This window comes from Petroclostridium xylanilyticum (assembly GCF_002252565.1).
In the GTDB taxonomy this organism is placed as follows: Bacteria; Bacillota; Clostridia; order SK-Y3; family SK-Y3; genus Petroclostridium; species Petroclostridium xylanilyticum.
The window spans coordinates 209,177-232,273 of record NZ_NPML01000004.1 but is presented as its reverse complement, the minus strand read 5'-3'; the positions used below and the strand labels follow the sequence as shown (position 1 = coordinate 232,273).

Here is a 23,097-nt window from a genome sequence, read left to right as displayed (position 1 = left end):
TGACCTGCCTTTAAAAGGCTGTAGATATTGACAAAAGAACCTGTGCAGTGGTTTTACTCCCCACTGTCCACTCCCTACTTTTATACAGGGATATTTCCATGCTTTTTAGCCGGCCTGTTTTCCCTTTTGCTTGCCAGCATTTCCAACGCACTGATAATTCTTGGCCTTGTGGAATCGGGTTCAATGACGTCATCGATATAGCCTCTTGCAGCAGCTACATATGGGTTGGCGAATTTATTTCTATATTCCTCAATTTTTTCATTTCTGGCAGCAACAGGGTCAGCTGCATTTGCAATCTCTTTTCTGAAGATGATGTTAGCTGCTCCTTCTGGACCCATTACGGCAATTTCTGCTGTAGGCCATGCAAATACCATGTCGGCTCCTAAGTGCTTGCTGCTCATTGCAATGTAAGCCCCGCCATAGGCTTTTCTTATAATTACATTAATCTTTGGAACCGTGGCTTCCGAATAGGCATAGAGAAGCTTTGCACCATGCCGGATGATGCCGGAGTGTTCCTGGGAAACCCCTGGCAGATACCCTGGCACATCGGTAAAGGTCAATATTGGAATGTTAAAGCAATCACAGAACCTGATAAACCGGGCAGCTTTGTCCGAGGAATTTACATCTAATGCTCCAGCCAGGACTTTAGGCTGATTTGCAATAATTCCTACGGTTCTGCCATTCATTCTTGCAAAACCAACAATAATATTTTGTGCAAAATGAGGATGCACTTCAAAGAAATCACCGTTGTCAACGATTTCTGCAATAACCTCTTTCATGTCATAAGGTTTATTTGCATCATCGGGAACTATAGCAGTTAATTTATCGGATATCCGGTTCAAATCGTCATTGGTTTCATAAACCGGAGCGTCTGACAGGTTGTTGGACGGCAGGTAACTGAGCAGCAATTTAACCTGCTCAATGCATTCTTTATCATCAGCACTTACAAAGTGAGCAACACCGCTCTTACTATTGTGCGCCATCGCTCCACCCAATTGTTCAAAACTGACATCTTCACCGGTTACGGCTTTAATAACCTGAGGACCGGTAATAAACATCTGGCTGGTCTTGTCTACCATAAATACAAAGTCGGTAATTGCCGGAGAATAAACTGCGCCGCCGGCACACGGTCCCATAATAACGGATATCTGAGGAATTACTCCCGAGGCGATGGTGTTGCGATAGAATATTTCCCCAAACCCGCTTAACGCATCAATACCCTCTTGAATTCTGGCACCGCCGGAATCGTTAATGCCAACAATGGGTGCTCCCATTTTCATTGCCATATCCATCACTTTACAAATCTTTTTGGCATGCATTTCTCCCAAAGACCCGCCGATGACAGTAAAATCCTGGGCATAGACATAGACCAGTCGTCCATCTACCGTACCATAGCCGGTAACAACCCCTTCCCCGGGAGCTTCAGTAGCAGGCATATCAAACTCTGTGCCTCTGTGTTTTACAAAGGCATCAATTTCAATAAAGCTTCCTTCATCCATAAGCAAATTAATTCTTTCTCTAGCCGTTAATTTGCCGGATTCATGCTGCTTTTTAACTTTGTCAGCACCGCCGCCCTGCTCAATAACACTTCTGCGGTGCTGCAAGTCGTTAAGTTTGTCAATTGTACTCATTACTAACCCTCCAGACTGTAAAATTATTGCTATGTATTTGTGCTCAAAATATTTATATGGATTTTTATATAAATGAACAATATATTTTGTTCATGTTTCACAGCTATTTAATAGTAACTGCGAATCATAGGCTTGTACTTTAATTAAATTCTGAGCACTGTTAAGCTGTATATACATAATAGTATAATACAACATTGTTACAAAATAAACAAACAGAAAAACATAACAAATTTCCCCATTTTCTTGTATTCGACATAAATATCTTTTTTTCCTGCTAAAAAATAAAAAAATTTTAAATATATTTTTCTAAGAATATAGCCCAGGATGTTAAACCTGGGCTCTGTATTATTTCACAAGGTCCTCAACAAATTTTGGAAGAGCAAATACAGATTTATGTATTCTACCAGAATAATATTTAGTATCTAACTCAGGTATTTTACCTGTATCAACTTCTAATGGATCATATTTTTTAGAACCGAGAGTAAAACTCCATAACCCACTTGGATAGGTAGGAATGGAACAGAGATATAAACGTGTTATTGGAAAGACTGATTTTATATCTTTAAAGACTCTCGAAATTAAGTCATTATTATAAAATGGAGATTCCGTTTGTGCAACAAAAATTCCATCTTCTTTTAAAGCTTCAAAGATACTCTTATAAAAATCCAAGGCGAAAAGTCCTACCGCAGGTCCTACAGGATCTGTTGAATCAACAGTAATTAGATCAAATTCATTTTTATGTTCCTGCACGTATTTTATGCCATCAGTAATGACAACTTCTACTCTGCTATCTTCTAAAGCACAGCTTATCTCAGGAAGATATTTTTTACTTACTTCTACCACTGAACCGTCAATTTCTACAAGTACAGCCTTTTCTATAGTTGGATGCTTTAAAATCTCTCTTATTGCTCCTCCATCGCCTCCACCTACTACCAGAACCTTCTTAGGATTTGGATGGGTAAAAAGAGGTATATGGGTAATCATTTCATGGTAAACAAATTCATCTTTTATTGTAGTCTGAACAGTCCCATCTAAAACAAGCATTCTTCCAAATTGTTCAGTTTCAATTAGTGCTAAATCCTGGTAGTCTGTCTTTTCAGTATGATAAGTTTTGCTAACCTTACAGGTAATCCCCACATTGGGAGTTTGTTTTTCTGTGTACCATAACTCCATTTTATTGTCACTCCTTTAAAATTTTATCCGTTAGTGATTATATCAGATAAACTCGAAAAATGGAACATTTTAACCCAAGAAACTCTCTGAAATTTTAGTGTTTCATTCAGTATATTATTTTTTTGACATTCTTTTTTTTATACGTTATTTAACCTAAAATATATCAAATCTTTTTTAAAAAATTTACTTCAACATCTTTTAAATGTCTCCATTTCCCTAGGGGTAAATTCCCTAAATGGAGGTTTCCAATTGCAATTCTTTTTAGTTTTATAACAGGATGTCCAATTTTTTCGCACATCTTTCTTACCTGGCGGTTTTTTCCCTCATGAATGACTATTTTTAATTCACAACTTCCTTTCATAATTTTAATAATTTCAATCTTTGCCGGAGCGGTGAGATAATCATCAATATATAACCCTTCCCTGAATCTTTGTAATTCATCTTTAGCAGGTATTCCTTTTACCGTTGCAATATAAACTTTTTCAATATTGTGCTTGGGATGTGTGAGCTTGTAGGTAAGTTCCCCATCATTCGTCAGTAATAACAGTCCTTCAGTATCATAATCCAATCTACCTACCGGATATAATCTCATTTTAATATCATTTTTTATTAAATCCATAACAGTAGGCCTATTAAACTGATCTGAAACAGTGGTTACATAACCCACAGGTTTATTAAGCATAATATAAATATGATTTGCCGAAATTTCTATGCGTTTTCCATCTATTTCAACGATATCAGTTTTTATATTTATCTTCTCGCCTAATGTCTGTATAATTTGATTGTTGACTTTTACCCTGCCCTCAAGAATGATTTCTTCTGCCTTTCTACGTGAAGCAAAACCCGAAAGGGCTATGAATTTTTGCAGCCGCATCACATTATCTTCTTCCATATTACTCCCTCACTTTCATTAGTATATTATAACAAAAAAACAGCCGGAACATCCGACTGTTTTCAGGTTTAATCAAATAAATTTTTTAATATTAGATCCTTGTTAGCAAACATCATCATCCAGTTTTTTGCTATTTTTTCAAAAGACAGCTTCCAATCTCTTCGTTCTACATTATCAATGGATATTAAGGGAATACTTGCACATTTGGTTTCTTCTAAATAAATATCAATTTTCCCCACTTTTTGTCCATAGTTTACCGGAGCAGTTACGGAGTCAGGAACTTCATATTTTATTTCAATCTTATCCTTTTCTCCTTCTATTAGCGGGAGAGATACTGTCGATGAGGCAACAAGAGAAATCTTATCTTTTTTTCCGCCTAACACGGGGAGAGTTTTCATCAAATCTCCTTCTTCACAAATTGTCTGTAATTTATATTTGTTAAATGCATAATCCAGCATTTTCTTGTGGTCTTCCCAATCATTTGGTGCATTTAGCGTTACTGCAACAACCTGCCACCCATTTCTCGTGGCAGAAGAAACAAGACACCTGCCGGTTTTTTTTGTGTATCCCGTTTTAACACCATCACAACCTTCATACGTTTTTAATAATTTATTGTGATTTTCCAATAACCTATCCCATTTATGGCCTTCCCAGGGAATTTTCTTTTTTTCAGTTTTTACTATTTCGGCAAACTTTTTATTTTTCAAAGCGTACCTGGTTATCAACGCAAGGTCATAGGCAGTAGTGTAGTGACCATCTTCATCCAAGCCATTGGGGTTTTTAAAACTTGTATGAATAGCCCCGATATCTTTTGCTTTTTGGGTCATCATCTTTGCAAATTCTTCCACCGAGCCCCCAATATGCTCAGCTATCGCGATTGCAGCATCGTTTCCCGAACTTAACATTAAGCCATATATTAAATCTTCAAGCCTTTGTTTTTCTCCCTCTTCCAACCAAATAGAAGAACCTTCTACATGAGCTGCTTTAGCGCTTGTTTTAACGATATCGTCCAAATTGCCCTTTTCCAAGGCAACAATAGCAGTCATTATTTTTGTAGTGCTGGCCATCGAACGCTTTTGGTGAGCATTTTTCTCATATATTACTCTTCCGGTTACAGTATCCATAACAACCGCTGAAGCAGCAGATACATCAATCGTTCCAGCAAAAACAGGATAACAAGTCCATGGTGTAATCATTAAAATTATTATAAATAGCGCAATTATTTTTTTCAAAAAAAATCACCTGCCCATTTATGTAGTTTACCATACATATATAATGTATATGAGCAGGTGACCATTTTATGCGTATTTTATCCAATATTTATTCATTTTCAACTTCAGTAGTAATGTTTTTTTCTCCATCAGCTTTTTCAATTTTCTTTTTAATGCTTACTTTTTTTCTAACAGTTTCATTGATTTTTTCAATCAACTCAGGAACAAGGTCAAGTATCTTATCCACTGAGGAATTAGTATTTACAGGGAGTAATTTTATCTGTCCCTGCCCTACTACCATAAAAGCGACAGGTTGAATTGTAACACCTGCTCCACTACCTCCACCAAAAGCAAGTTTAGGAGAGGTTTCTTTTTCATCACTTTTTTCTCTTGATACCCTCCCGAACTCAGAACCACCAGCAGCAAAACCAAAGGATACTCTTGAAATGGGTATTATGACTGTTCCATCAGGAGCTTCTACTGCATCTCCTACTATCGTATTTACGTCTACCATATCCTTGATGCTTTGCATTGCTGTTGCCATTAACCCTTGTATTGGATGTTCAGACATTTTGTCACCGCCTTAAATATTATTTTATTTTTATAATTAACCAACTTTAAAGTTAAATATTTATATATTTACTGATAATGATTTTACATGGCAGATAAAGTCAATAAGTTTACAGTTCACGGTTCACAGTTCACGGTTCACAGTAAAGGCTATTAAATCGTTTGCTACTGTGAACTGTGAACTGTGAACTATAAACTGTGAACTATGAACTATATAGTTTTAAAGTTGGTTAATTCATCGATAACTACATTAATTTATTTATTATTTATAATTTTAATATTGGTTATCGATATTTTAATTAAAAAATTTAATACTTTAGTTTTAGCTTACACTTAATTCACTGGAAGATGCTTTCTTAACCAGGCATACTTTAAAAAGAGAAAATAAAAATATAAGAAATACAATAATAATATGTACAACTCTTATAGTAAATATACAATAGAACTTTACATGAAATTTAATTTCATTAAAAACAGGGCTTATTTTTATATCAGTATTTTTTAATATTGAATGGTTTCCAACTATTGACAGAATACTGTAACTTGCTCCCCAGATCAGCCCACTTGCAATCCCGGTTAATGCTGCATCACCTAATCCAAATTCCAAATGAAATATAAAATCGTTGCATACTATTCTTTTTCTTAAGTAATTACGAACTGAAGTTAAAATATCTTTATATGTATAATAGGTTGTATATGTTTTCTCAAGCATATCCTTTAGTTTTGAAAAACTGATAAAAGATTTTTCTTTTTCGTAAACAGTTTTATCATCCTTTACCTTATATTTTTTTGAAAACTTCATTCCTAAAAAACCTTTTTTTTCACTGATATCAATAAAAGGCATATCAAGTTTTATTAAATTTTTAATAATTGAAAAGGTTAAAATAGCTCTATCATTATCGCCCGTTCGTAAATACTCAATACTAATATTTATTTTAATAAACAATAAAATAATAAGTAAAATACAGATAATTACAAGGAAAATCATAGAAAGCACCTCATCTAGGTATTATTACCACAAATAAGTATAAAATACCAGTGAATGAAATTTATTTGCAGTGCTAGCTAAATGTGTAAAATTTCATTCTTTTTCCAGTATTGTAAGCTCATCCAAACCATGCATTTGCGGCAGCTCTTCCAATGACCTTAATCCAAAACAGCGAAGAAATTCCCGGGTGGTTCTATATAAAATAGGTTTTCCAGGTGCATCCAGCCTTCCTTTTTCTTCTATTAATCCTCTATCCAGTAATCGATTTAAAGCACTGTCACAATTTACGCCCCGGATTTGTTCAATATCACTCCTGGTGACAGGTTGATTATATGCAATTATCGCAAGTGTTTCTAAAGCAGCGTTGGATAAACCCTGTTTATGCTTTGGTTCGACAAGTTTTCGGATATATTCATAATATTCCGGTCTGGTGCATAATTGGTAGCAATTATCTATCTCAATAATTTGAATTCCACGTCTCTCATAACTATAATAATCCATCATCCTATTCATGATGGAACGTAAAGTATTTTTATCTATCTGCAAAATATCGGAAAGCTTCTCTATATGTACGGCATCTCCGGAAGCAAAAAGGATACCTTCGATGATTGATTCTATTTCTTTAATATCCATCTACCTCACCGTTCTTTGTTTGAATGATAAATATAAATGCAAGTGTTTTCCCCAATTTTTCTTTGTTCTGCAATTATCTTATTTAATTTGATTAATTCAAGTACTGCAAGAAAACTTGCTACAATTTCTGCTCTGGACCGCAGATTTTTAAAGATATCCAGAAAGCGTATTTCTTTTTTTTTAGATAGCAAGTTTAATATTTCTTTTACTTTTGCACTTACAGATACTTTTTCCCTGCCAACAATTTTTTCAAAAGTTTTTTGAGAAGGAGGGTTAATCCTATTATTCCTTAAAAGGATCTTGTTAAAGGCTGCTACCAAATCATTGACAGATAAATGAATGAGATTATAATTTTCCTCGGAAATTTCAATTTCATCAGCATTTTTAAAAAAAATATTCTTATACTTATTTTCCCTTTCTTCAAGAAATACAGATAATTCCTTATATCTCTTATATTCCACCAATTTCTCTATTAGCTCCTGTCGTGGGTCACCATCCTCTTCTTCGGTATCTTTATATTGCGGTAAAAGCATTTTTGATTTGATATACAGCAATTGTGCAGCTAATACAAGAAATTCACTGGATACTTCAAGGTCAATTCCTGACATATGATTTAAATACTCTAAATACTGATCAGTAATTTCAGCAATAGGAATATCGTATATGCTTACCTTATTCTTTTCTATTAAATGCATAAGTAAATCCAGAGGTCCTTCAAACATTTCTAACTTAAAAGATAACTTGTTCATAATATTATCCTTCGTTGTTTATTGGTATGTTATAACGAGCAAAACCGAAGATTTTGATATTTTCTAAATCGGTAATATCTTTATAATACTCAGCATAATGCTTAGTACTATTTTAAATAAGAAGCTTAAAACAGGACTTAACATGCCTGAAAATAACAATAACAGCAATATAACTTGTCCATAGCTTTCATACTGTAATATATTATAATACCATTTTGGCGGTAAAAGTGAAATAAATATTTTTGAACCATCCAGTGGTGGAATGGGTATCAGGTTAAAAATGGCCAAGCCTATATTATATACCAGAATATAAAATAGAATTTGCCCAAAATAACTGGTGTAACCAGAATAATATGAATATGCCAATATATTTAGATTCAGTATTTTACTTATAACCAGCGCCAAAAATGCCAGAATCATATTTGCTAATGGCCCTGCCAACCCCACAAGTGCAGTACCATTTTTCTTATTATCAAAATATGCTGGGTTTATAGGAACGGGTTTGGCCCACCCATACCTAAGAAACAGCAGTGCTATTGTTCCCAAAGGATCCAGATGCTTTAAAGGATTTAACGTCAGTCTCCCATAATATCTGGGAGTAGGATCACCTAATCTATCTGCCATGTATCCATGAGCAAATTCATGAAAAGTAATTGCTAATAATAAAGCCGGAATACTTAACAATAACTCTAGCGGGTCAATTCCTCTGATCAAAAAATCACATCCTGTCTTTTTCATAGATTACATTTAATTTACAGATAATTTTAAATCTATGTATATTATAGTATTTATAAACTATTGTGTCCATATTTTGTTATTAAAAAACAAAATTATGTTGGACAAAGGTGCATTGTTCCACGTACTTTACATTGTCTATTTTAGTTCACAGTTCACGGTTCACAGGATTTTCTTGGCTAATTTCTGTGAACTGAGAACTGTGAACCGTGAACAAAATAACAATAATGTAACATACTTAGTGTTATATATATAGTAAAAATAGTAAAAAAGCACGGTACTCCGTGCTTTTTATAAATACGCTTAATCTAGTATATCATTTTGAACGATATCTTCATAGGTTTCCCTTTTTACAATCAATTTCGCTTTACCATCATGAACCATGACAACAGGAGGACGGGGGATTCTATTATAATTGCTTGCCATTGAGTAGTTATAGGCTCCCGTTGCCAGTACTGCCAAATAATCTCCCGGTTTTATTGGGGGCATCATGATATCTTTGATTAATAAATCTCCTGATTCGCAACATTTTCCAGCAATCGTTACCGGTTCAACTTTTTCTGCAGTAGGATTATTTGCCAGTACAGCATCATATGGGGATTGATAAAGTATATATCTTGGATTATCTGCCATACCGCCATCAACAGAAACATATTTTCTAACGTTAGGTATCCGTTTAACTGCACCTACCGTGTACACAGTAATTCCTGCCGGGCCTACAATGGATCTTCCGGGTTCCATGAGAATAAAAGGTAATTGTACGCCTCTTTCCCGGGCGACTTGTTTTACCACCTTGGAAACCGCTTCAATATAACTATCATATTCAATAGGGTCATGTTCGGGAATATATTTGATGCCATACCCCCCACCAAGGTTTAATTCTTTAATCTCCAACCCAAACTTATCTTTTAAGTCTCCAATAAAATTCATCATAACCTTAGCAGCCAGTTCAAAGGGTGCAAGATCAAATATCTGTGAGCCGATGTGGCAATGCAGTCCTATTACTTCAACATTAGCAAGGCGAAGAGCATGTTCCACTATGTCTAATGCCTCACCTGTTTCAAGGGCAACACCAAATTTAGAATCAATCTGTCCTGTCCGAATAAAATCATGCGTATGTGCATCGATACCAGGTTTGATTCTAAATAGAATTTTTACTTTCTTATTCATTTTTGCTGCTATTTCATTTAAAATTTCCAGCTCAAACGTATTGTCTACAACAATTCTGCCAACGTTATTTTCAACTGCCAACTGCAATTCATCATAGGTTTTGTTATTCCCGTGGAAATAAATTTTTTCGACAGGAAATTTAGCTTTCAATGCGGTATATAGTTCTCCGCCAGAGACGACATCCAGTCCCAAACCCTCTTGTTCTGCAATCTTGCACATGTAGAGGGTACAAAATGCTTTGCTTGCATACAGCACAAGTCCGTTTCCATCATAATATTTATCCATCGAATTTTTGTATATTTTGCAATATTTTCTGATTAATCCCTCGTCCATGATATATAATGGAGTACCATATTCCTTTGCAAGTTCAACTGCATCACAGCCTCCAATTTCAAGATGATTCAATTTATTTACTTTTAAACATTCAGATACAAACATGTTTACACCGCCTTATAGGAAATATTTATGAAATTTTAACATACTTTTTTGCAAGTGTCAAGTTTGCTAACTGCAGAAAGGCTCCCTCAAGATAAACCTTAAGGAAGCCTTTCTGAATTTTAACGATTATTTTCTTGCATTTAACCAATGTTTTACTAATTTAATAAAAACCTTGTCAACTGATACTTTTTCAACTGCTTCCGAAGTAATGACGTCAACTTTCCCAACCTCTTCTCCACCTGCAGAAAATACAATCTCTCCTACCTTCTGGCCTTTTTCAACGGGAGCATGTAAGTTATCAGCAATATTTACCTTTTTATCAATATTACCTTGCTGGCCTTTTTTGATTAGTGCATTAAAGTCCGAAGCAGCAACTAGATTTACCTTATTTGTTATTCCCTTCAATACATCCAATTCACCAACAAGTTCTCCTTTTTTTGCACCACTAACAATAGAATAGTTTGCAAAACCATAATCAAGAAGCTTGGTAGCAGCGTTAAACCTTTCTTTGGTATTTGGAGCTGCCATAATTACAGCGATTAATTGCATACCATCTCTTTTGGCAGAGGCAGACAGACAATATAACGCCTTACCGGTGGAACCGGTTTTGATTCCGTTTGCTCCTGGATAAAATCTTATAAGTTTATTTGTATTAGCCAAACCAAATTTTCCATCTCTTAGTGAATCTATCCATATGGTCAAGTAATCATGAATTTTGGGATGCTTTAAAAGTTCTCTTGACATCAGCGCTATGTCATATGCACTGGTATAATGATTATCCGCATCAAGTCCATTACAATTGACAAAATTAGTATCATTCATTCCCAACTCTTTGGCCTTGTCATTCATGGCTTTCACAAAAGCTTCTTCACTTCCATAAATATGTTCAGCCATTGCAACTGAAGCATCATTTCCCGAAGCTACTGCAATAGCTTTCAACATATCATGAACAGACATTTGCTCCCCTGGTTCAAGGTAGATCTGGGAACCTCCCATACTAGCTGCATACTCACTGGATGCAACCATATCATCAAAGGAAATCTTTCCATTATCAATAGCTTCCATGATAAGAAGCATTGTCATTACTTTAGTAACACTAGCTGGCGGTAATTTTTCATGACTATTTTGTTCATATAAGATTTTTCCGGTAGATGCCTCCATTAAAACTGCTGATTTGGCCTGTATGTTCAGGTCATTGGCAGGTTCAGCTTTTGCAAATGCTGAATAGTTAAAAAGTAATAATATAACACAAACCAAAGAAATTAGTTTAAATAATCTTTTCATAATCATAACCTCCTGGTTTTTTCCTTAGTTTATGTTATGCAGTAATATTTCATCTTATTCGCAAACTTGGATTAATCTTTTAAAAGATAAGCTGCCATCTTTATTTTATTAATTTAACGCGTTGTGCTAACTTAAATATGATTCCAAGAACTAAGCTAATTTAAAATTTTTGCATTCCATTTTTATCTACAACGCCGTAAATTAAATTATTTGCCTGTACAGGTTCACCGGTAATGCGATAGGCAGTTAAAATCAAACCGGCTATCTCGTTTATTTTTGATTCATTATTTGTATAAATAGTTGCCAGTGTTTCATTTTTCGCAACATTATCTCCCAATTTTTTGTTTAAGACGATTCCTGCACTTAAATCTATAGAACTCTCTTTGGTAACTCGTCCGGCGCCACTAACCAAACTTGCAATTCCTATTTTTTCGCTGTCAATATGGGATATATAACCTTCAGTTGCAGAATGAACATCAACTATATATTTTGCTTGAGGAAATAGATTGTAATTATTTATTACAGCTTTTTCTCCCCCCTGGCTTTCTATCAATTGTGATAATTTTTGAAGTGCCTCCCCGGATTGAAGTTTTTCATTTAAAATTACTTTACCTTCTTCTACGGAATGTACTTTTTTGCTTAATATCAACATATAAGCCCCCAGGGTAAGGCACAAGTCTGTAAGATCCTGTGGACCTGCGCCTTTGAGTGTATCTATGGCTTCCATTACTTCAAGGGAATTGCCTGCAGCATAACCTAGTGGCTGGTCCATGTCACTAATCACTGCAATAACATCTTTGCCAACTCCCATACCTATTTCAACCATTTCCCGGGCCAATTCAAAAGCCGTGTCAACATCTTTCATAAAAGCTCCGCTGCCGGTTTTAACATCTAGCAGGATTGCATCCGAGCCTGCAGCAATTTTTTTGCTCATTATACTGCTGGCAATAAGGGGTATATTATTTACTGTTGCAGTTACATCCCTTAATGCGTAAATTTTTTTATCTGCAGGTACCAGATTTCCCGTTTGGCCAACTATCGCAATACCCACTTTGTTCACACAATCTATAAACTTTTTCTGGTCTATTTGAGTATTAAAACCGGGAATTGATTCTAATTTATCTATCGTACCACCTGTATGTCCCAATCCTCTTCCCGACATTTTGGCCACGGGAACACCAGCAGAAGCAACCAATGGACCTAAAACAAGGGTAGTTTTATCTCCTACTCCCCCTGTACTGTGCTTATCTACCTTTATACCAGAAATATTGGATAAATCCAATATTTCCCCTGATTCAACCATAGACATTGTTAAATCTACTATTTCTCTTTTACTCATTCCTTTCAAAAAAATTGCCATGAGCAAAGCTGATATTTGATAATCAGGAATAGTCCCATTTGTGTAGCCTTTTACCCAAAATTCAATCTCGTCACCGGTAAGTTCCATCCCATCTCTTTTTTTAGCAATAATATCGTACATTCTCATCCCGGTTACCCTCCTGTAATTCAAAAAATTTCCTGCTAAAACGGACTTTTTTGTGGTTTCGGTTTTACTCCCCACTCCCCACTATCCACCCCCCACTATTTTCATATTATTAATACAAAAAGGGCCCTATTAAGCCCTTGGATGTGTTTTCTTATATACCTCTTTTATTTTATTTTTTGTTAGCTGGGCATAAATTTGTGTTGAAGATATATCTGAATGCCCTAACATTTCTTGTATTGATTTCAAATCTGCCCCATTTTCTAAAAGATGTGCAGCAAAAGAATGCCGAAGTGTATGGGGAGTGATTTCTTTATTTATTTTTGCTTGATTCTTATATAGCTTTATAATTTTCCAGAATCCCTGACGCGTTAATCTTCGACCATTGCAGTTTACAAAAAGAGCTTTTTCATTGGGATTCTGTATCATCATGGGTCTTGCTTTATTTATGTAATCTTCCAGAGCACTAACTGCAATAGTACCTAATGGGATAATTCTCTCTTTATTTCCCTTGTTACATTTAATAAATCCCATTTCAAGATTAATATCTTCCAGATCCAGATATATTAATTCAGAAACACGGATACCAGTAGCATATAACAGTTCCAACATTGCTTTATCTCTATAACCTTTAAGATCAACACATTTAGGTTGTTCTAACAGTAGTTCAACTTCTTGTGTAGATAAAATTTGAGGAAGTTTTTTTTCAACTTTAGGAGATTCAAGGTTTTGTGTTGGGTCTTGTTCAACGATATTAATTTTATTTAAATACTGGTAAAAAGAACGAATTGAAGCAAGATTTCTTGAAATTGTAGAAGTAGCTCTTCCCTTTTTTTGCAGATACAAAAGGTATGTAATAACCGCAGTTTTATTTACACCTGCAATGTTTGAGATATTCATTTCTTTTAAGTAGGATATGTACTGTTGTACATCTCTCCGATAAGATTGTAGGGTATTGTCCGATAACCCTTTCTCATTCTCAAGAAAATCAACAAATTTTTGAACAAGAACTTCCATTTTCAACGATCTCCTTCACAATTTAGTTGATAGCGATGTTTCAATTAAATATATTTTACAGAAAAATTTAACATTTGTACATAGTATTCTTCAAATTTTTCTAAATTCCTGCATAAAATTACATTTTTTTAACATAAGCGATAAAGTATTAATCCAATAAGTATTTTAAAATATTTTAATTACTTTCGTTAAATTATTATTGACATAGTTTATTAAGCTTATACAATTAATTCCAAAATCATATAAAAGTTACTGTAATTGATTTAATAAAAACAGGCGTTATATATGCTTCAATAATACTACCGATTGTTAAAAGTAAAAATATTAATAGGACAAGTGTACTATACGATAAAAATTGTGTTTTGATATCTTCTCTTCTATATTTTATTTTTGTTTTGTTTCTTATCATAGAAAGAGAAAAATTGATGCAAATAATTCCCAAAACAATATAACACGGAATTATAATCAAACTTTGAGGCAATATACCAAGGAATGTAAACAGTACGCCTTTAAAACTGAGACATTTAATTAAGAAACCAACTGTAAAGCCTATCATGAACCCTTTTATACCTATTATAATTAAAATAAGGGGAATTCCAATTACAGTAATACCCAGTATCCACAACAATGCTAATGTTTTAATATTGTTGAAAATGGACAGTTTAAACAGCTCTGAAGCATTAACGTTCTGTGTATTAACAATATAAAAAAATTCCTGGATATATGAAAAGAGTTCTTCTACCTGTGAATTACTCAGTGCATTAACAGTAAAAGCTCCTGTAGCTATACCAATTGTAAATGATAAAATTGTAATAATATATAACATTAAATTTTTCATAAAGTGGTTTTTTATCACATCATTCAGAGTCCTCGTCAAGCTCTATCCCCTCCAGTGCTTTCATAGAAATTCTATGCGTAGAGGAGGAGAAAAATTACATAATTTTAAATAAAATAGGTACAACGTTCTTTCCATCATATTTGTCTTGCACAATAAATTAATTTAAATATTTAATGCAAGAGTAGCTGCTGCACCAACCGCTTTAAAAAAATCAGGGTCCTGGTTTATTCCTTTTCCCATCGTTTTGACAGAAACATTCCTTCGTTCAAGGATATCCAGCGTTTGTTCCTTGACATACTTAATCCGGTGCTTTTTATCTATACCATTATCTATTATTTGCCTGGTGATGATATTCCTTTTTTCTTCTTGTAAAATCGGAATACCTATAAAGGCAGAAGAATACGATATTTTACTTAAAATGGTTAGAGTATGATGGCTGATGCCCTTATGACGTTCTCTGCTGTCAGCAAAGCTTATTCTTGGAATAATAATAGGAACACCTTTCAATGTATTTACTGCATCGATAATATGACCTTCTTCAATACCTGAAAATCCTAACATGGTACCTGTACCAACTACCCCCGGTCCGGGCGCAATAACAGCCATATTACTTTTGCATATATATCTGGCTGCTATAAGTGCTGTATAAACATTTACAGACTCAAAATCTCCGCCGAATGCCTGTCCGCAAGTAATCGTATAATCCAGCAACTGTTGGTTCTTTAACGCTTTAACTGTCTTGCTGTAAGCAATAGGCAAACATGCGCTGTCCGTCATGATATAAGAGATTTTTAAGTCTTTGCGGTAGTGTTTAAGAACATGGACAGCCGGAGATAGCATACTGTGTAAAGGTGCAATTAAAACTTTCATTCCTTCTATATTATCCTTACCCTGGATGATTTGATGATAAGGACTTTGAGGTTCCTCAACAGTTAAGCATTTCAACTGTATTGGAGTATATCTCAGCTTAATGATATGCCCTGAGGCTGTAGTAAACTCACCATTGGTATTGCTATAATTGCAAATTACAAAATGATGTCCTCCGGTGCCAAGGTTTAAATAAACCGCATTTGTATTCAGTAAGACTTTATCACCAACTTTGGCATTCCCAGTAATCTTATTATAGTTTAATGCTTTCTGAAAGTCATTTTCCACTTCAACCAGCAGTTCAGTGATATCATTGTCAACATCCAGTATTTCACGGACAATAGCCAACCTTTTTCTAATCAATATAATCTCCCTAACCAGATTTAAAATATTTTTAGATATATTTTTTGCTCAACTCAATAGCCTTTTCGGTACATTTTTCCATTGCGTCCATCAATGAAGAACGGAATCCGCTTTTTTCCAGCTGATATACTGCCTGAATAGTTGTACCGCCAGGGGAACAGACTGCATCTTTTAACTCTCCCGGGTGTTTGCCGGTTTCCAGCACCATTTTTGCTGCTCCCATGATAGATTGAGAAACAAGCCTGTATGCCATATCCCTTGGAATTCCTCTAATAACGGCAGCATCTGCCATAGCTTCAATCATCATATAAACATAAGCCGGACTGCTGCCATTTACTGCAACTACTTCATTCATATAATTTTCATTGATTGATTCAACTTTACCAATACTTTTGAATATCTCGTTTACTAATGCAAATTCATATTCGGTAACCGGTGGTTCATAGCAAGTTACCGTCATTCCTTCTCCTATTAAAGCAGGAGTATTAGGCATGGTCCTAATTACTTTTACATCCTCTTTAAAAAAGCTCTTGATGTATTTTATTGAAATTCCTGCAGCGATTGAAACAAAAATTTTATTTGTTATATTTGCAATGCTCGAAATTTCTTTTAATACAACATTGTAAATATTCGGTTTTACTGCAAGGATAATAATATCACTGTTTTCAACAAGAGCAATATTGTTACTGGCAGCTTGTATGCCCATATCTTCCATTGCCTTTAATTTATTACAATTCAAATCGCTGACAAGTACATTTTTTTTATCCACGATTGCAGCCTTAACCAACCCCTTGATGATTGCGGTGGCCATATTGCCGGCTCCAATAAATCCTATTTTCATTTTACTTAATTCCATTCGTAAAGCCCCCCTAATTTTTATAGTAAGACCGGTGATAATAGCAACCCAGAGTCCACTATCCACTATATTACTATTTTATCTACGATTTAGCAATATCATACAAAAAAAAGAAAACACCGAAAAAAATCCGGTGTATAAAAGTGATTATTAAACTTTTAATTCTACCGTCACTCCAAGCAAATCATGATTTGCTTTTAATACCGGTTCTATATATTCCTTTATAAACTCGTTTACCTGCTGTGGAGCTCTTCCTACAAAATTATGCGGATTTAGAATTTCTTTTAATTCTTCTAAATTAAGATTAAACATTTCATCTTTTGCGATTCTTTCAATCAAATCGTTTTCCTTACCTTCAACCTTTACCTGCTTTGCAGCCTCCATGGAATGAACCCTAATCCTTTCATGCAGTTCTTGACGGTCGCCGCCCTTTTTCACGGCATTCATCATAATATTCTCTGTAGCCATAAAAGGCAGTTCATTGTTGATATGTTGTTCAATTACTTTAGGATAGACAACCAAGCCGTCAACAACATTAATGTAAATATTCAAAATAGCATCCACTGCAAGGAATGCTTCAGGAATACTTATACGTTTGTTTGCAGAATCATCCAGGGTCCTTTCAAACCATTGAGTAGATGCTGTAATGGCAGGATTCATGGCATCGATGATTACATATCTTGCTAAAGCACAGATTCTTTCAGTTCTCATCGGATTTCTCTTATAAGCCATTGCCGAAGAGCCTATCTGATTTTTCTCAAAAGGCTCTTCTATTTCCTTCAGGTGTTGAAGCAGTCTAATATCATTACTGAATTTATAAGCACTTTGTGCAATACCGCTAAGTACGCTAAGAATTTGGCTGTCTAATTTTCTGGGGTAAGTTTGTCCGGATACCGGAAAGACGCTATCATATCCCATTTTCCTGGCAATGAGTTCATCAAGCTTCTTTACTTTTTCATGATTCCCATCAAATAATTCCAGGAAGCTGGCTTGAGTTCCGGTGGTACCTTTTGACCCCAATAATTTTGCTTTTGAAAGTTGAAAATCAATGTCCTCCAAGTCCATCATTAAATCTTGAAGCCATAAACATGCACGCTTACCGACAGTTGTCAATTGGGCCGGTTGAAAATGAGTGAATGCAAGGGTAGGTAAATCCTTATATTCCATTGCAAAATTTGCAAGGAGGTTCATGACATTAATAATCTTCTTTTTCACCAGTTTTAAAGCTTCAGTCATAATAATGATATCGGTGTTGTCTCCTACATAACAGGATGTAGCGCCAAGATGTATAATAGGTTTCGCTTTTGGACACTGCTCACCGTAAGCGAATACGTGGGCCATTACATCATGTCTGACTTCAGCCTCGCGTTTGGCAGCAACATCATAATTGATATCATCCTGGAATTTTTTTAGTTCTTCTATCTGTTCATCCGTTATATTAAGTCCTAATTCTTTTTCTGCTTCTGCCAAAGCTATCCAGAGTTTTCTCCATGTTTTAAATTTCATATCGGGAGAAAAAAGTTCTTGCATCTCTTTGCTGGCATACCGGGAATTAAAAGGACTTTCATAGGTATTTTTCAAAATCATCTTCCTTTCAGTTATAATTTTTGAAAAAGTTATTTTATATTATCTATCAAAATAGAGTGGGTTAAGAATAAAAATACTCTCCCCACTCCTAACTGATTACTTTTCTATTATAACTCTTTTTTTATAAATTTTTCAATTCTATTTAACCCTTCAACAATATTTTGCATGGATGTTGCATAAGACCATCGGACATATTCTTCTGCGCCAAAACCAGACCCGGGTACTAAGGCTACATTGGCTTTTTCCAAAAGAACATCTGCAAATTCGTCAGAATTTGTTATAACTCTTCCATAAAATTCTTTTCCTAGTATACTTTTAATATTCATCATGACGTAAAAAGCTCCCTGCGGCTTGGAACATGATAATCCTTCGATAGAATTGATCCTGTCCACCATATAGTCTCTTCGTTCAATAAATGCTTTTCTCATCACTTCAATATCGTCCTGAGGACCATCCAGTGCTGCGATGGCAGCAACCTGGGCTATTGAATTAGGGTTTGAAGTTGCATGGCTCTGAATGCTACCCATAACCTTTGCTATTTTTGCATTGGATGCAGTATAACCAATTCTCCATCCGGTCATGGCATAAGTTTTGGACACTCCATTAATGATAATTGTAAGGTCCTTGATTTCATCCCCAAATGTGGCGATACTTGTATGCTCCATACCATCATATATAAGCTTTTCGTATATTTCATCAGAAATAATATAGATGTTATTTTGTACAGCTACTTCAGCAATTTCCTTTAATTCCTCCCTGGAATATACCATTCCTGTAGGGTTGCTCGGGCTGTTCAATACCAGAGCCCTGGTTTTTGCAGTAATTGCTTTTTTTAAATCTTCAACCGTAAATTTAAAGTTATTTTCTTCGCTAGTATTGAGGAATACAGGCACCCCATCTGCCATCTTTACCATTTCAGGATAGCTGACCCAAAAAGGAGCGGGAATTATAACTTCATCGCCAGGGTCACAAATTGCCATGAATGCATTCACCAGCGAATGTTTAGCACCATTGCTAACCACAATTTGTTCAGGTGAATAATCCAAACCGTTATCTCTTTTAAATTTTCTGCAAACCGCTTCTCTAAGCTGAGGCATACCGGAGGCCGGAGTGTATTTGGTAAAACCTTCGTTTATGGCTTTAATTGCAGCCTCCTTGATGTGGGCAGGAGTATCAAAATCAGGCTCTCCGGCGCCAAATCCAACCACATCTATTCCTTTAGCCTTCATACTCTTAAATTTTGCATCGATTGCCAGGGTGGAAGACGGACTGATTGACAAAGCTTTTTTTGATAAAAATAAGCTCATTTTTATACCTCCATTGATATAATTTTAACTATTGAATTATTATATTAATTGAAATTCATTTAATGCTTTAATTCACAGTATTATATTATTATATATGCTCTAAAAATGCAAGTTTTTTATTAAATTTATTCAAAATTACAGGATTTCACTAATTAATCTCATGAAATTTTTCCCTGCAATTTTTTCTACCTGCTCTTGTTTATAATTTAATTGTAAAAGAGCATCAAATATACTTTCAAGGTCCCTCACATCGTTTATATCATATGGAGTTTTGCCAATTCCATCAAAATCTGTTCCTAAGCCAATATTATTTTCTCCCCCCAGGCTCATAAAATGTTCAATATGTCTTACGACATCATGGACGCCAGCTTGGCCGTTTTCATTAAGAAAATCTGAATACAAATTGATTCCTACAACACCTCTACTTTTTATTACAGCTTTAAATTGCTCATCTGTTAGATTCCTTTTATGGTTACATATCTTTTTTGAATTAGAATGGGACACCATAATTGGTTGAGCACTGGTAGAAACCACATTCCAAAAACCTTCAGGTGCAAGGTGGGATACATCAATCAGCATGCCCAGTTTGTTCATCTCTCTTATCACTTCTCTACCAAAGACAGTTAACCCTCCTTTTGTACACTCTTCACCTACACCATCCGCTATCTCATTTCTCCCGTTCCATGTCAGACAAATACTTCGGACTCCCAATTTATATAACATTCTTAGAACACTAAGATCCCCTTGAAGCGCTTCGCCTCCCTCAATAGAAAGAAAAGCTGCTATTTTATTGTTATCGATTGCCTCCATCATTTGTTGATAATTTGTTACGAAGGATATGTACTCCTTATTCTGTTCAATTTGAAAAAAGAATTCATCTATAATTTGTAAACTTCTCTTAAGTGCGCTGTGGGGACAATATTTAGGATCAATCCAGGCGGCAAATATTTGAATAAACCCCTTGAATTTTCTCATGCGGGTAATGTCTAAATGGCAGTCATTTCTATAAAGTCCCTGCTTCTTCTCCATGATTTTTGTAATGGTATCACAATGGGCATCAAATAAAATGATGTCTTTCACATTATCTCCTCCGCTTCGTTAACAGGCTCTAAGCCTTTCCGCAACGTTCTTTCCATAATATTCATCAACTAAATTAAATGCACCCCTTAATTCTGAGGGTTATTTTATTTTTGGAGAATATTAAATACACTCTATTATTACTGAAATGCATTTTTGATTACCCGTATAGATTGCATTACGGGTTTATCATTTTGTATTTTCGCTATGATTTCAACCACATCAAAGCGTATGCCTGAAGTATACTTTTTATTCATAAGATAGTATCGGGCAACTTGAATAATTTTTTTCTGTTTATAATAGTTTACGGCCTCTGCCGGTATGCCGTATTCGGTATTCTTACGGGTTTTTACCTCAATGAATACAATATATTCTCCATCCTTTGCAATGACATCTATTTCCCCAAACTTACAGCGGAAGTTTCTTTCTAAAATCTCATATTTATTTTTCAGTAAGAATTTTACAGCTTGCTCTTCTCCAAAGTTGCCAATGACCTTCTTATAGTTTTCCAACCTTGTGAATCTCTCCTTTAAGTTTATCCAAATCACTAACAAAAATAAGTATTTGGGCAACCACTTCATATAATTCTGGAGGAATTTCATCTCCAATTTGAAGTAAATTTAACATGTGTGCCACTTCCGGGTTATAATGAACCGGTATTTTATTTTCTTCTGCCGTTTTAATAATATTTTCAGCCACTTTACCTTTGCCTAAAGCCAATATTTTTGGAGCACGGTCTCCCGGCTCATATTTTATGGCTGCTGCTTCTTTTATTTTTCCTTTTTCTTTATCCATAGCCTACACCCTTATATCAAAAGAATATCTCTTGCCTGCCTGTTTACCGTATTGCTGTGCACTCATAATGTTTGTCTTTTCGGTAACTTCCTTGTAGGTTACTTTAATTAGCTTATAGCCATGGCCTTCCAAAAGACTGTATAATGGGGTAATATTATTTTTTATAAAGCTTAAGGTTTCCTTTTCTTTCATTTGAAAGTTGCATTCTACATTTTTATTGATAATACTAATGAATGCCTCTATCTGTCCAAGATTCGCTGTAGCAAGGGAAAGAAATATGGTCGCGTTGGACGGATCAATTTTCTTTTTGCCCCGGGTATCTTTAAATACATATAATTCTGCTGTAGTGTTATAATCATTGATATTTACAGGTATTTGAACAAAAGCAGTAAATTTGTTCAACTGATGGAGAAAATGAATGCTTTCCTCTATATCATTAACGGTATCCAGGATATCATTTTTCTCACTTGCATTTAAGCCTGCTATTTTTGTTTTAATAGTTTCCAAAACATCCATTGTTTTTCTAATAACTTTTGATGCATTAATTTCTTCCGGAAGGTTGTCAGCCTTAGATTTGTCTACCGTTTTAATTAATGATGCAATAAGCTCTTTTAAATGATTTATTTCTTTATTATCAATTATGTTTGATAGTAGTTGATCATTTTCACTGTTTAGGTATGGCTTAGTAAAATTTTCAACTTGTTCTCCTTTTATTTGTGCTGTGTCGCCCTCTACAAATTTAATACCATTATTTTCGTGCTTTAGCCCGTTCTTATCATCTATACTGCTTGCGGTTAAAGGATCTTTTATATTAACATGCCCGGTTGGAGTCGTTGCATCTTCCAATTGTGTTAATTGTTGTGTCAATTTTTCAAGGCTTCCGCCAAGTAGCTGTTTATGTTCAATATATTTATTAAACATTGCTATGTTTTTTTCATTGACAGGAATATTATTACTAAATAAAAATAATAATTTATCCGGTTCTATATGGCTGAATTTGTTCAATAAAGTTAGCATGGAATTGAAATTTTCTTTGGTAAAAGGTATATTGTTTTTTACTATTCCTTTGGCAATTTCAATATTTTTATGTTCAGGAAAAATATTGAGAGACATGAGGGTATCTTTTAAGTCTGCAGTTTTAATTTCATTAGAAATTGGAGTTTCTTTTAAAATTTCTACAAAAATCTGAGAGTCTGTTTTTGCTTTTATGATTAAATCTAAAAAATCACCTATATTTACATCAATAGGGATCATGCCGGCAGCATTTATATTGCTTCCATCAGGCAGACGCAAGCTTAAAAGCCTGGGCGATACACCTGTGATTTGAACCCTTACCGTTTCTCCAATGTCTAACCTGGTTATTAAATGATTTAGGGTTGAAATATTTAGTTGTTGAAATTCCTTAAAACCATCAATTCTCATATTTATCACCA

General features: G+C 34.7%; 22 protein-coding genes. All 22 read right to left on the bottom strand.

Annotated features, from left to right (window positions below; all coding sequences use genetic code 11):
- Positions 1-80 precede the first annotated feature (80 nt).
- On the bottom strand, positions 81-1,631 hold the full coding sequence (locus CIB29_RS03070) for an acyl-CoA carboxylase subunit beta (protein ID WP_094546638.1): 1,551 nt from the start codon (positions 1,629-1,631) through the stop codon (positions 81-83).
- A gap of 345 nt (positions 1,632-1,976) precedes the next feature.
- On the bottom strand, positions 1,977-2,804 hold the full coding sequence (gene speE / locus CIB29_RS03065; RefSeq protein ID WP_094546636.1) for a polyamine aminopropyltransferase: 828 nt from the start codon (positions 2,802-2,804) through the stop codon (positions 1,977-1,979).
- Between the two features lie 163 nt (positions 2,805-2,967).
- Positions 2,968-3,696, bottom strand: a complete 729-nt coding sequence (locus tag CIB29_RS03060) for a pseudouridine synthase (protein WP_242965038.1) — start codon at positions 3,694-3,696, stop codon at positions 2,968-2,970.
- Positions 3,697-3,764: 68 nt separating this feature from the next.
- Entirely contained in the window at positions 3,765-4,928 is a 1,164-nt protein-coding gene (locus tag CIB29_RS03055; protein WP_094546635.1) for a D-alanyl-D-alanine carboxypeptidase family protein, read from the bottom strand.
- Positions 4,929-5,016: 88 nt separating this feature from the next.
- Positions 5,017-5,478, bottom strand: a complete 462-nt coding sequence (gene ytfJ, locus CIB29_RS03050) for a GerW family sporulation protein (protein WP_094546633.1) — start codon at positions 5,476-5,478, stop codon at positions 5,017-5,019.
- 321 nt (positions 5,479-5,799) lie between these two features.
- The gene (locus CIB29_RS03045) at positions 5,800-6,465 is read right to left on the bottom strand and encodes a DUF2953 domain-containing protein (protein WP_094546631.1); all 666 of its coding nucleotides are present in this window, start codon (positions 6,463-6,465) and stop codon (positions 5,800-5,802) included.
- 93 nt (positions 6,466-6,558) lie between these two features.
- A complete protein-coding gene (scpB, locus tag CIB29_RS03040) occupies positions 6,559-7,098 on the bottom strand; it encodes an SMC-Scp complex subunit ScpB (RefSeq protein ID WP_094546629.1) in 540 nt (179 codons plus the stop codon).
- Between the two features lie 5 nt (positions 7,099-7,103).
- On the bottom strand, positions 7,104-7,847 hold the full coding sequence (locus tag CIB29_RS03035; RefSeq protein ID WP_094546627.1) for a segregation and condensation protein A: 744 nt from the start codon (positions 7,845-7,847) through the stop codon (positions 7,104-7,106).
- Between the two features lie 63 nt (positions 7,848-7,910).
- A complete protein-coding gene (locus tag CIB29_RS03030; protein WP_198543722.1) occupies positions 7,911-8,561 on the bottom strand; it encodes a site-2 protease family protein in 651 nt (216 codons plus the stop codon).
- Positions 8,562-8,885: 324 nt separating this feature from the next.
- Positions 8,886-10,190 (bottom strand): diaminopimelate decarboxylase, encoded by a 1,305-nt coding sequence (gene lysA / locus CIB29_RS03025; RefSeq protein WP_094546623.1) that lies wholly within the window; start codon positions 10,188-10,190, stop codon positions 8,886-8,888.
- A 126-nt stretch (positions 10,191-10,316) separates the two neighbouring features.
- Positions 10,317-11,474 carry a D-alanyl-D-alanine carboxypeptidase family protein gene (locus tag CIB29_RS03020; RefSeq protein WP_242965037.1) on the bottom strand — a complete coding sequence of 386 codons (1,158 nt, stop codon included), beginning with the start codon at positions 11,472-11,474 and terminating at the stop codon, positions 10,317-10,319.
- A 160-nt stretch (positions 11,475-11,634) separates the two neighbouring features.
- Positions 11,635-12,960 carry a pyrimidine-nucleoside phosphorylase gene (locus CIB29_RS03015; protein WP_094546620.1) on the bottom strand — a complete coding sequence of 442 codons (1,326 nt, stop codon included), beginning with the start codon at positions 12,958-12,960 and terminating at the stop codon, positions 11,635-11,637.
- Positions 12,961-13,089: 129 nt separating this feature from the next.
- Positions 13,090-13,974 carry a site-specific tyrosine recombinase XerD gene (gene xerD, locus CIB29_RS03010; RefSeq protein WP_094546618.1) on the bottom strand — a complete coding sequence of 295 codons (885 nt, stop codon included), beginning with the start codon at positions 13,972-13,974 and terminating at the stop codon, positions 13,090-13,092.
- A gap of 238 nt (positions 13,975-14,212) precedes the next feature.
- Positions 14,213-14,830 (bottom strand): stage II sporulation protein M, encoded by a 618-nt coding sequence (spoIIM, locus tag CIB29_RS03005; protein WP_157910190.1) that lies wholly within the window; start codon positions 14,828-14,830, stop codon positions 14,213-14,215.
- Between the two features lie 144 nt (positions 14,831-14,974).
- Entirely contained in the window at positions 14,975-16,042 is a 1,068-nt protein-coding gene (locus tag CIB29_RS03000; RefSeq protein WP_094546615.1) for a DUF3866 family protein, read from the bottom strand.
- A 31-nt stretch (positions 16,043-16,073) separates the two neighbouring features.
- Positions 16,074-16,898, bottom strand: coding sequence for a pyrroline-5-carboxylate reductase (proC, locus tag CIB29_RS02995; protein WP_242965036.1), 825 nt, complete (start codon positions 16,896-16,898; stop codon positions 16,074-16,076).
- Positions 16,899-17,048: 150 nt separating this feature from the next.
- Positions 17,049-18,479 (bottom strand): adenylosuccinate lyase, encoded by a 1,431-nt coding sequence (gene purB, locus CIB29_RS02990; RefSeq protein ID WP_094546613.1) that lies wholly within the window; start codon positions 18,477-18,479, stop codon positions 17,049-17,051.
- 113 nt (positions 18,480-18,592) lie between these two features.
- Positions 18,593-19,792 carry a pyridoxal phosphate-dependent aminotransferase gene (locus CIB29_RS02985; RefSeq protein ID WP_094546612.1) on the bottom strand — a complete coding sequence of 400 codons (1,200 nt, stop codon included), beginning with the start codon at positions 19,790-19,792 and terminating at the stop codon, positions 18,593-18,595.
- Between the two features lie 135 nt (positions 19,793-19,927).
- Complete coding sequence (locus CIB29_RS02980; RefSeq protein ID WP_341444360.1) at positions 19,928-20,872, bottom strand: dipeptidase; 945 nt, start codon at positions 20,870-20,872, stop codon at positions 19,928-19,930.
- A 137-nt stretch (positions 20,873-21,009) separates the two neighbouring features.
- Positions 21,010-21,381 carry a YraN family protein gene (locus CIB29_RS02975; RefSeq protein ID WP_094546610.1) on the bottom strand — a complete coding sequence of 124 codons (372 nt, stop codon included), beginning with the start codon at positions 21,379-21,381 and terminating at the stop codon, positions 21,010-21,012.
- Entirely contained in the window at positions 21,368-21,664 is a 297-nt protein-coding gene (locus CIB29_RS02970; protein WP_094546608.1) for an EscU/YscU/HrcU family type III secretion system export apparatus switch protein, read from the bottom strand. The genes CIB29_RS02975 and CIB29_RS02970 overlap by 14 nt, the downstream gene beginning before the upstream one ends.
- A gap of 3 nt (positions 21,665-21,667) precedes the next feature.
- The gene (locus CIB29_RS02965) at positions 21,668-23,086 is read right to left on the bottom strand and encodes a hypothetical protein (RefSeq protein WP_094546606.1); all 1,419 of its coding nucleotides are present in this window, start codon (positions 23,084-23,086) and stop codon (positions 21,668-21,670) included.
- Positions 23,087-23,097: the final 11 nt, after the last annotated feature.

What these genes read in the sequence shown, in the direction of transcription:
- CIB29_RS03070 (WP_094546638.1), bottom strand. Translation starts at nt 1,631, where the DNA reads ATGAGTACAATTGACAAACTTAACGACTTGCAGCACCGCAGAAGTGTT.
- speE (WP_094546636.1), bottom strand. Translation starts at nt 2,804, where the DNA reads ATGGAGTTATGGTACACAGAAAAACAAACTCCCAATGTGGGGATTACC.
- CIB29_RS03060 (WP_242965038.1), bottom strand. Translation starts at nt 3,696, where the DNA reads ATGGAAGAAGATAATGTGATGCGGCTGCAAAAATTCATAGCCCTTTCG.
- ytfJ (WP_094546633.1), bottom strand. Translation starts at nt 5,478, where the DNA reads ATGTCTGAACATCCAATACAAGGGTTAATGGCAACAGCAATGCAAAGC.
- CIB29_RS03045 (WP_094546631.1), bottom strand. Translation starts at nt 6,465, where the DNA reads ATGATTTTCCTTGTAATTATCTGTATTTTACTTATTATTTTATTGTTT.
- scpB (WP_094546629.1), bottom strand. Translation starts at nt 7,098, where the DNA reads ATGGATATTAAAGAAATAGAATCAATCATCGAAGGTATCCTTTTTGCT.
- CIB29_RS03035 (WP_094546627.1), bottom strand. Translation starts at nt 7,847, where the DNA reads ATGAACAAGTTATCTTTTAAGTTAGAAATGTTTGAAGGACCTCTGGAT.
- lysA (WP_094546623.1), bottom strand. Translation starts at nt 10,190, where the DNA reads ATGTTTGTATCTGAATGTTTAAAAGTAAATAAATTGAATCATCTTGAA.
- CIB29_RS03020 (WP_242965037.1), bottom strand. Translation starts at nt 11,474, where the DNA reads ATGAAAAGATTATTTAAACTAATTTCTTTGGTTTGTGTTATATTATTA.
- CIB29_RS03015 (WP_094546620.1), bottom strand. Translation starts at nt 12,960, where the DNA reads ATGAGAATGTACGATATTATTGCTAAAAAAAGAGATGGGATGGAACTT.
- xerD (WP_094546618.1), bottom strand. Translation starts at nt 13,974, where the DNA reads ATGGAAGTTCTTGTTCAAAAATTTGTTGATTTTCTTGAGAATGAGAAA.
- proC (WP_242965036.1), bottom strand. Translation starts at nt 16,898, where the DNA reads ATGGAATTAAGTAAAATGAAAATAGGATTTATTGGAGCCGGCAATATG.
- CIB29_RS02985 (WP_094546612.1), bottom strand. Translation starts at nt 19,792, where the DNA reads ATGAGCTTATTTTTATCAAAAAAAGCTTTGTCAATCAGTCCGTCTTCC.
- CIB29_RS02970 (WP_094546608.1), bottom strand. Translation starts at nt 21,664, where the DNA reads ATGGATAAAGAAAAAGGAAAAATAAAAGAAGCAGCAGCCATAAAATAT.
- CIB29_RS02965 (WP_094546606.1), bottom strand. Translation starts at nt 23,086, where the DNA reads ATGAGAATTGATGGTTTTAAGGAATTTCAACAACTAAATATTTCAACC.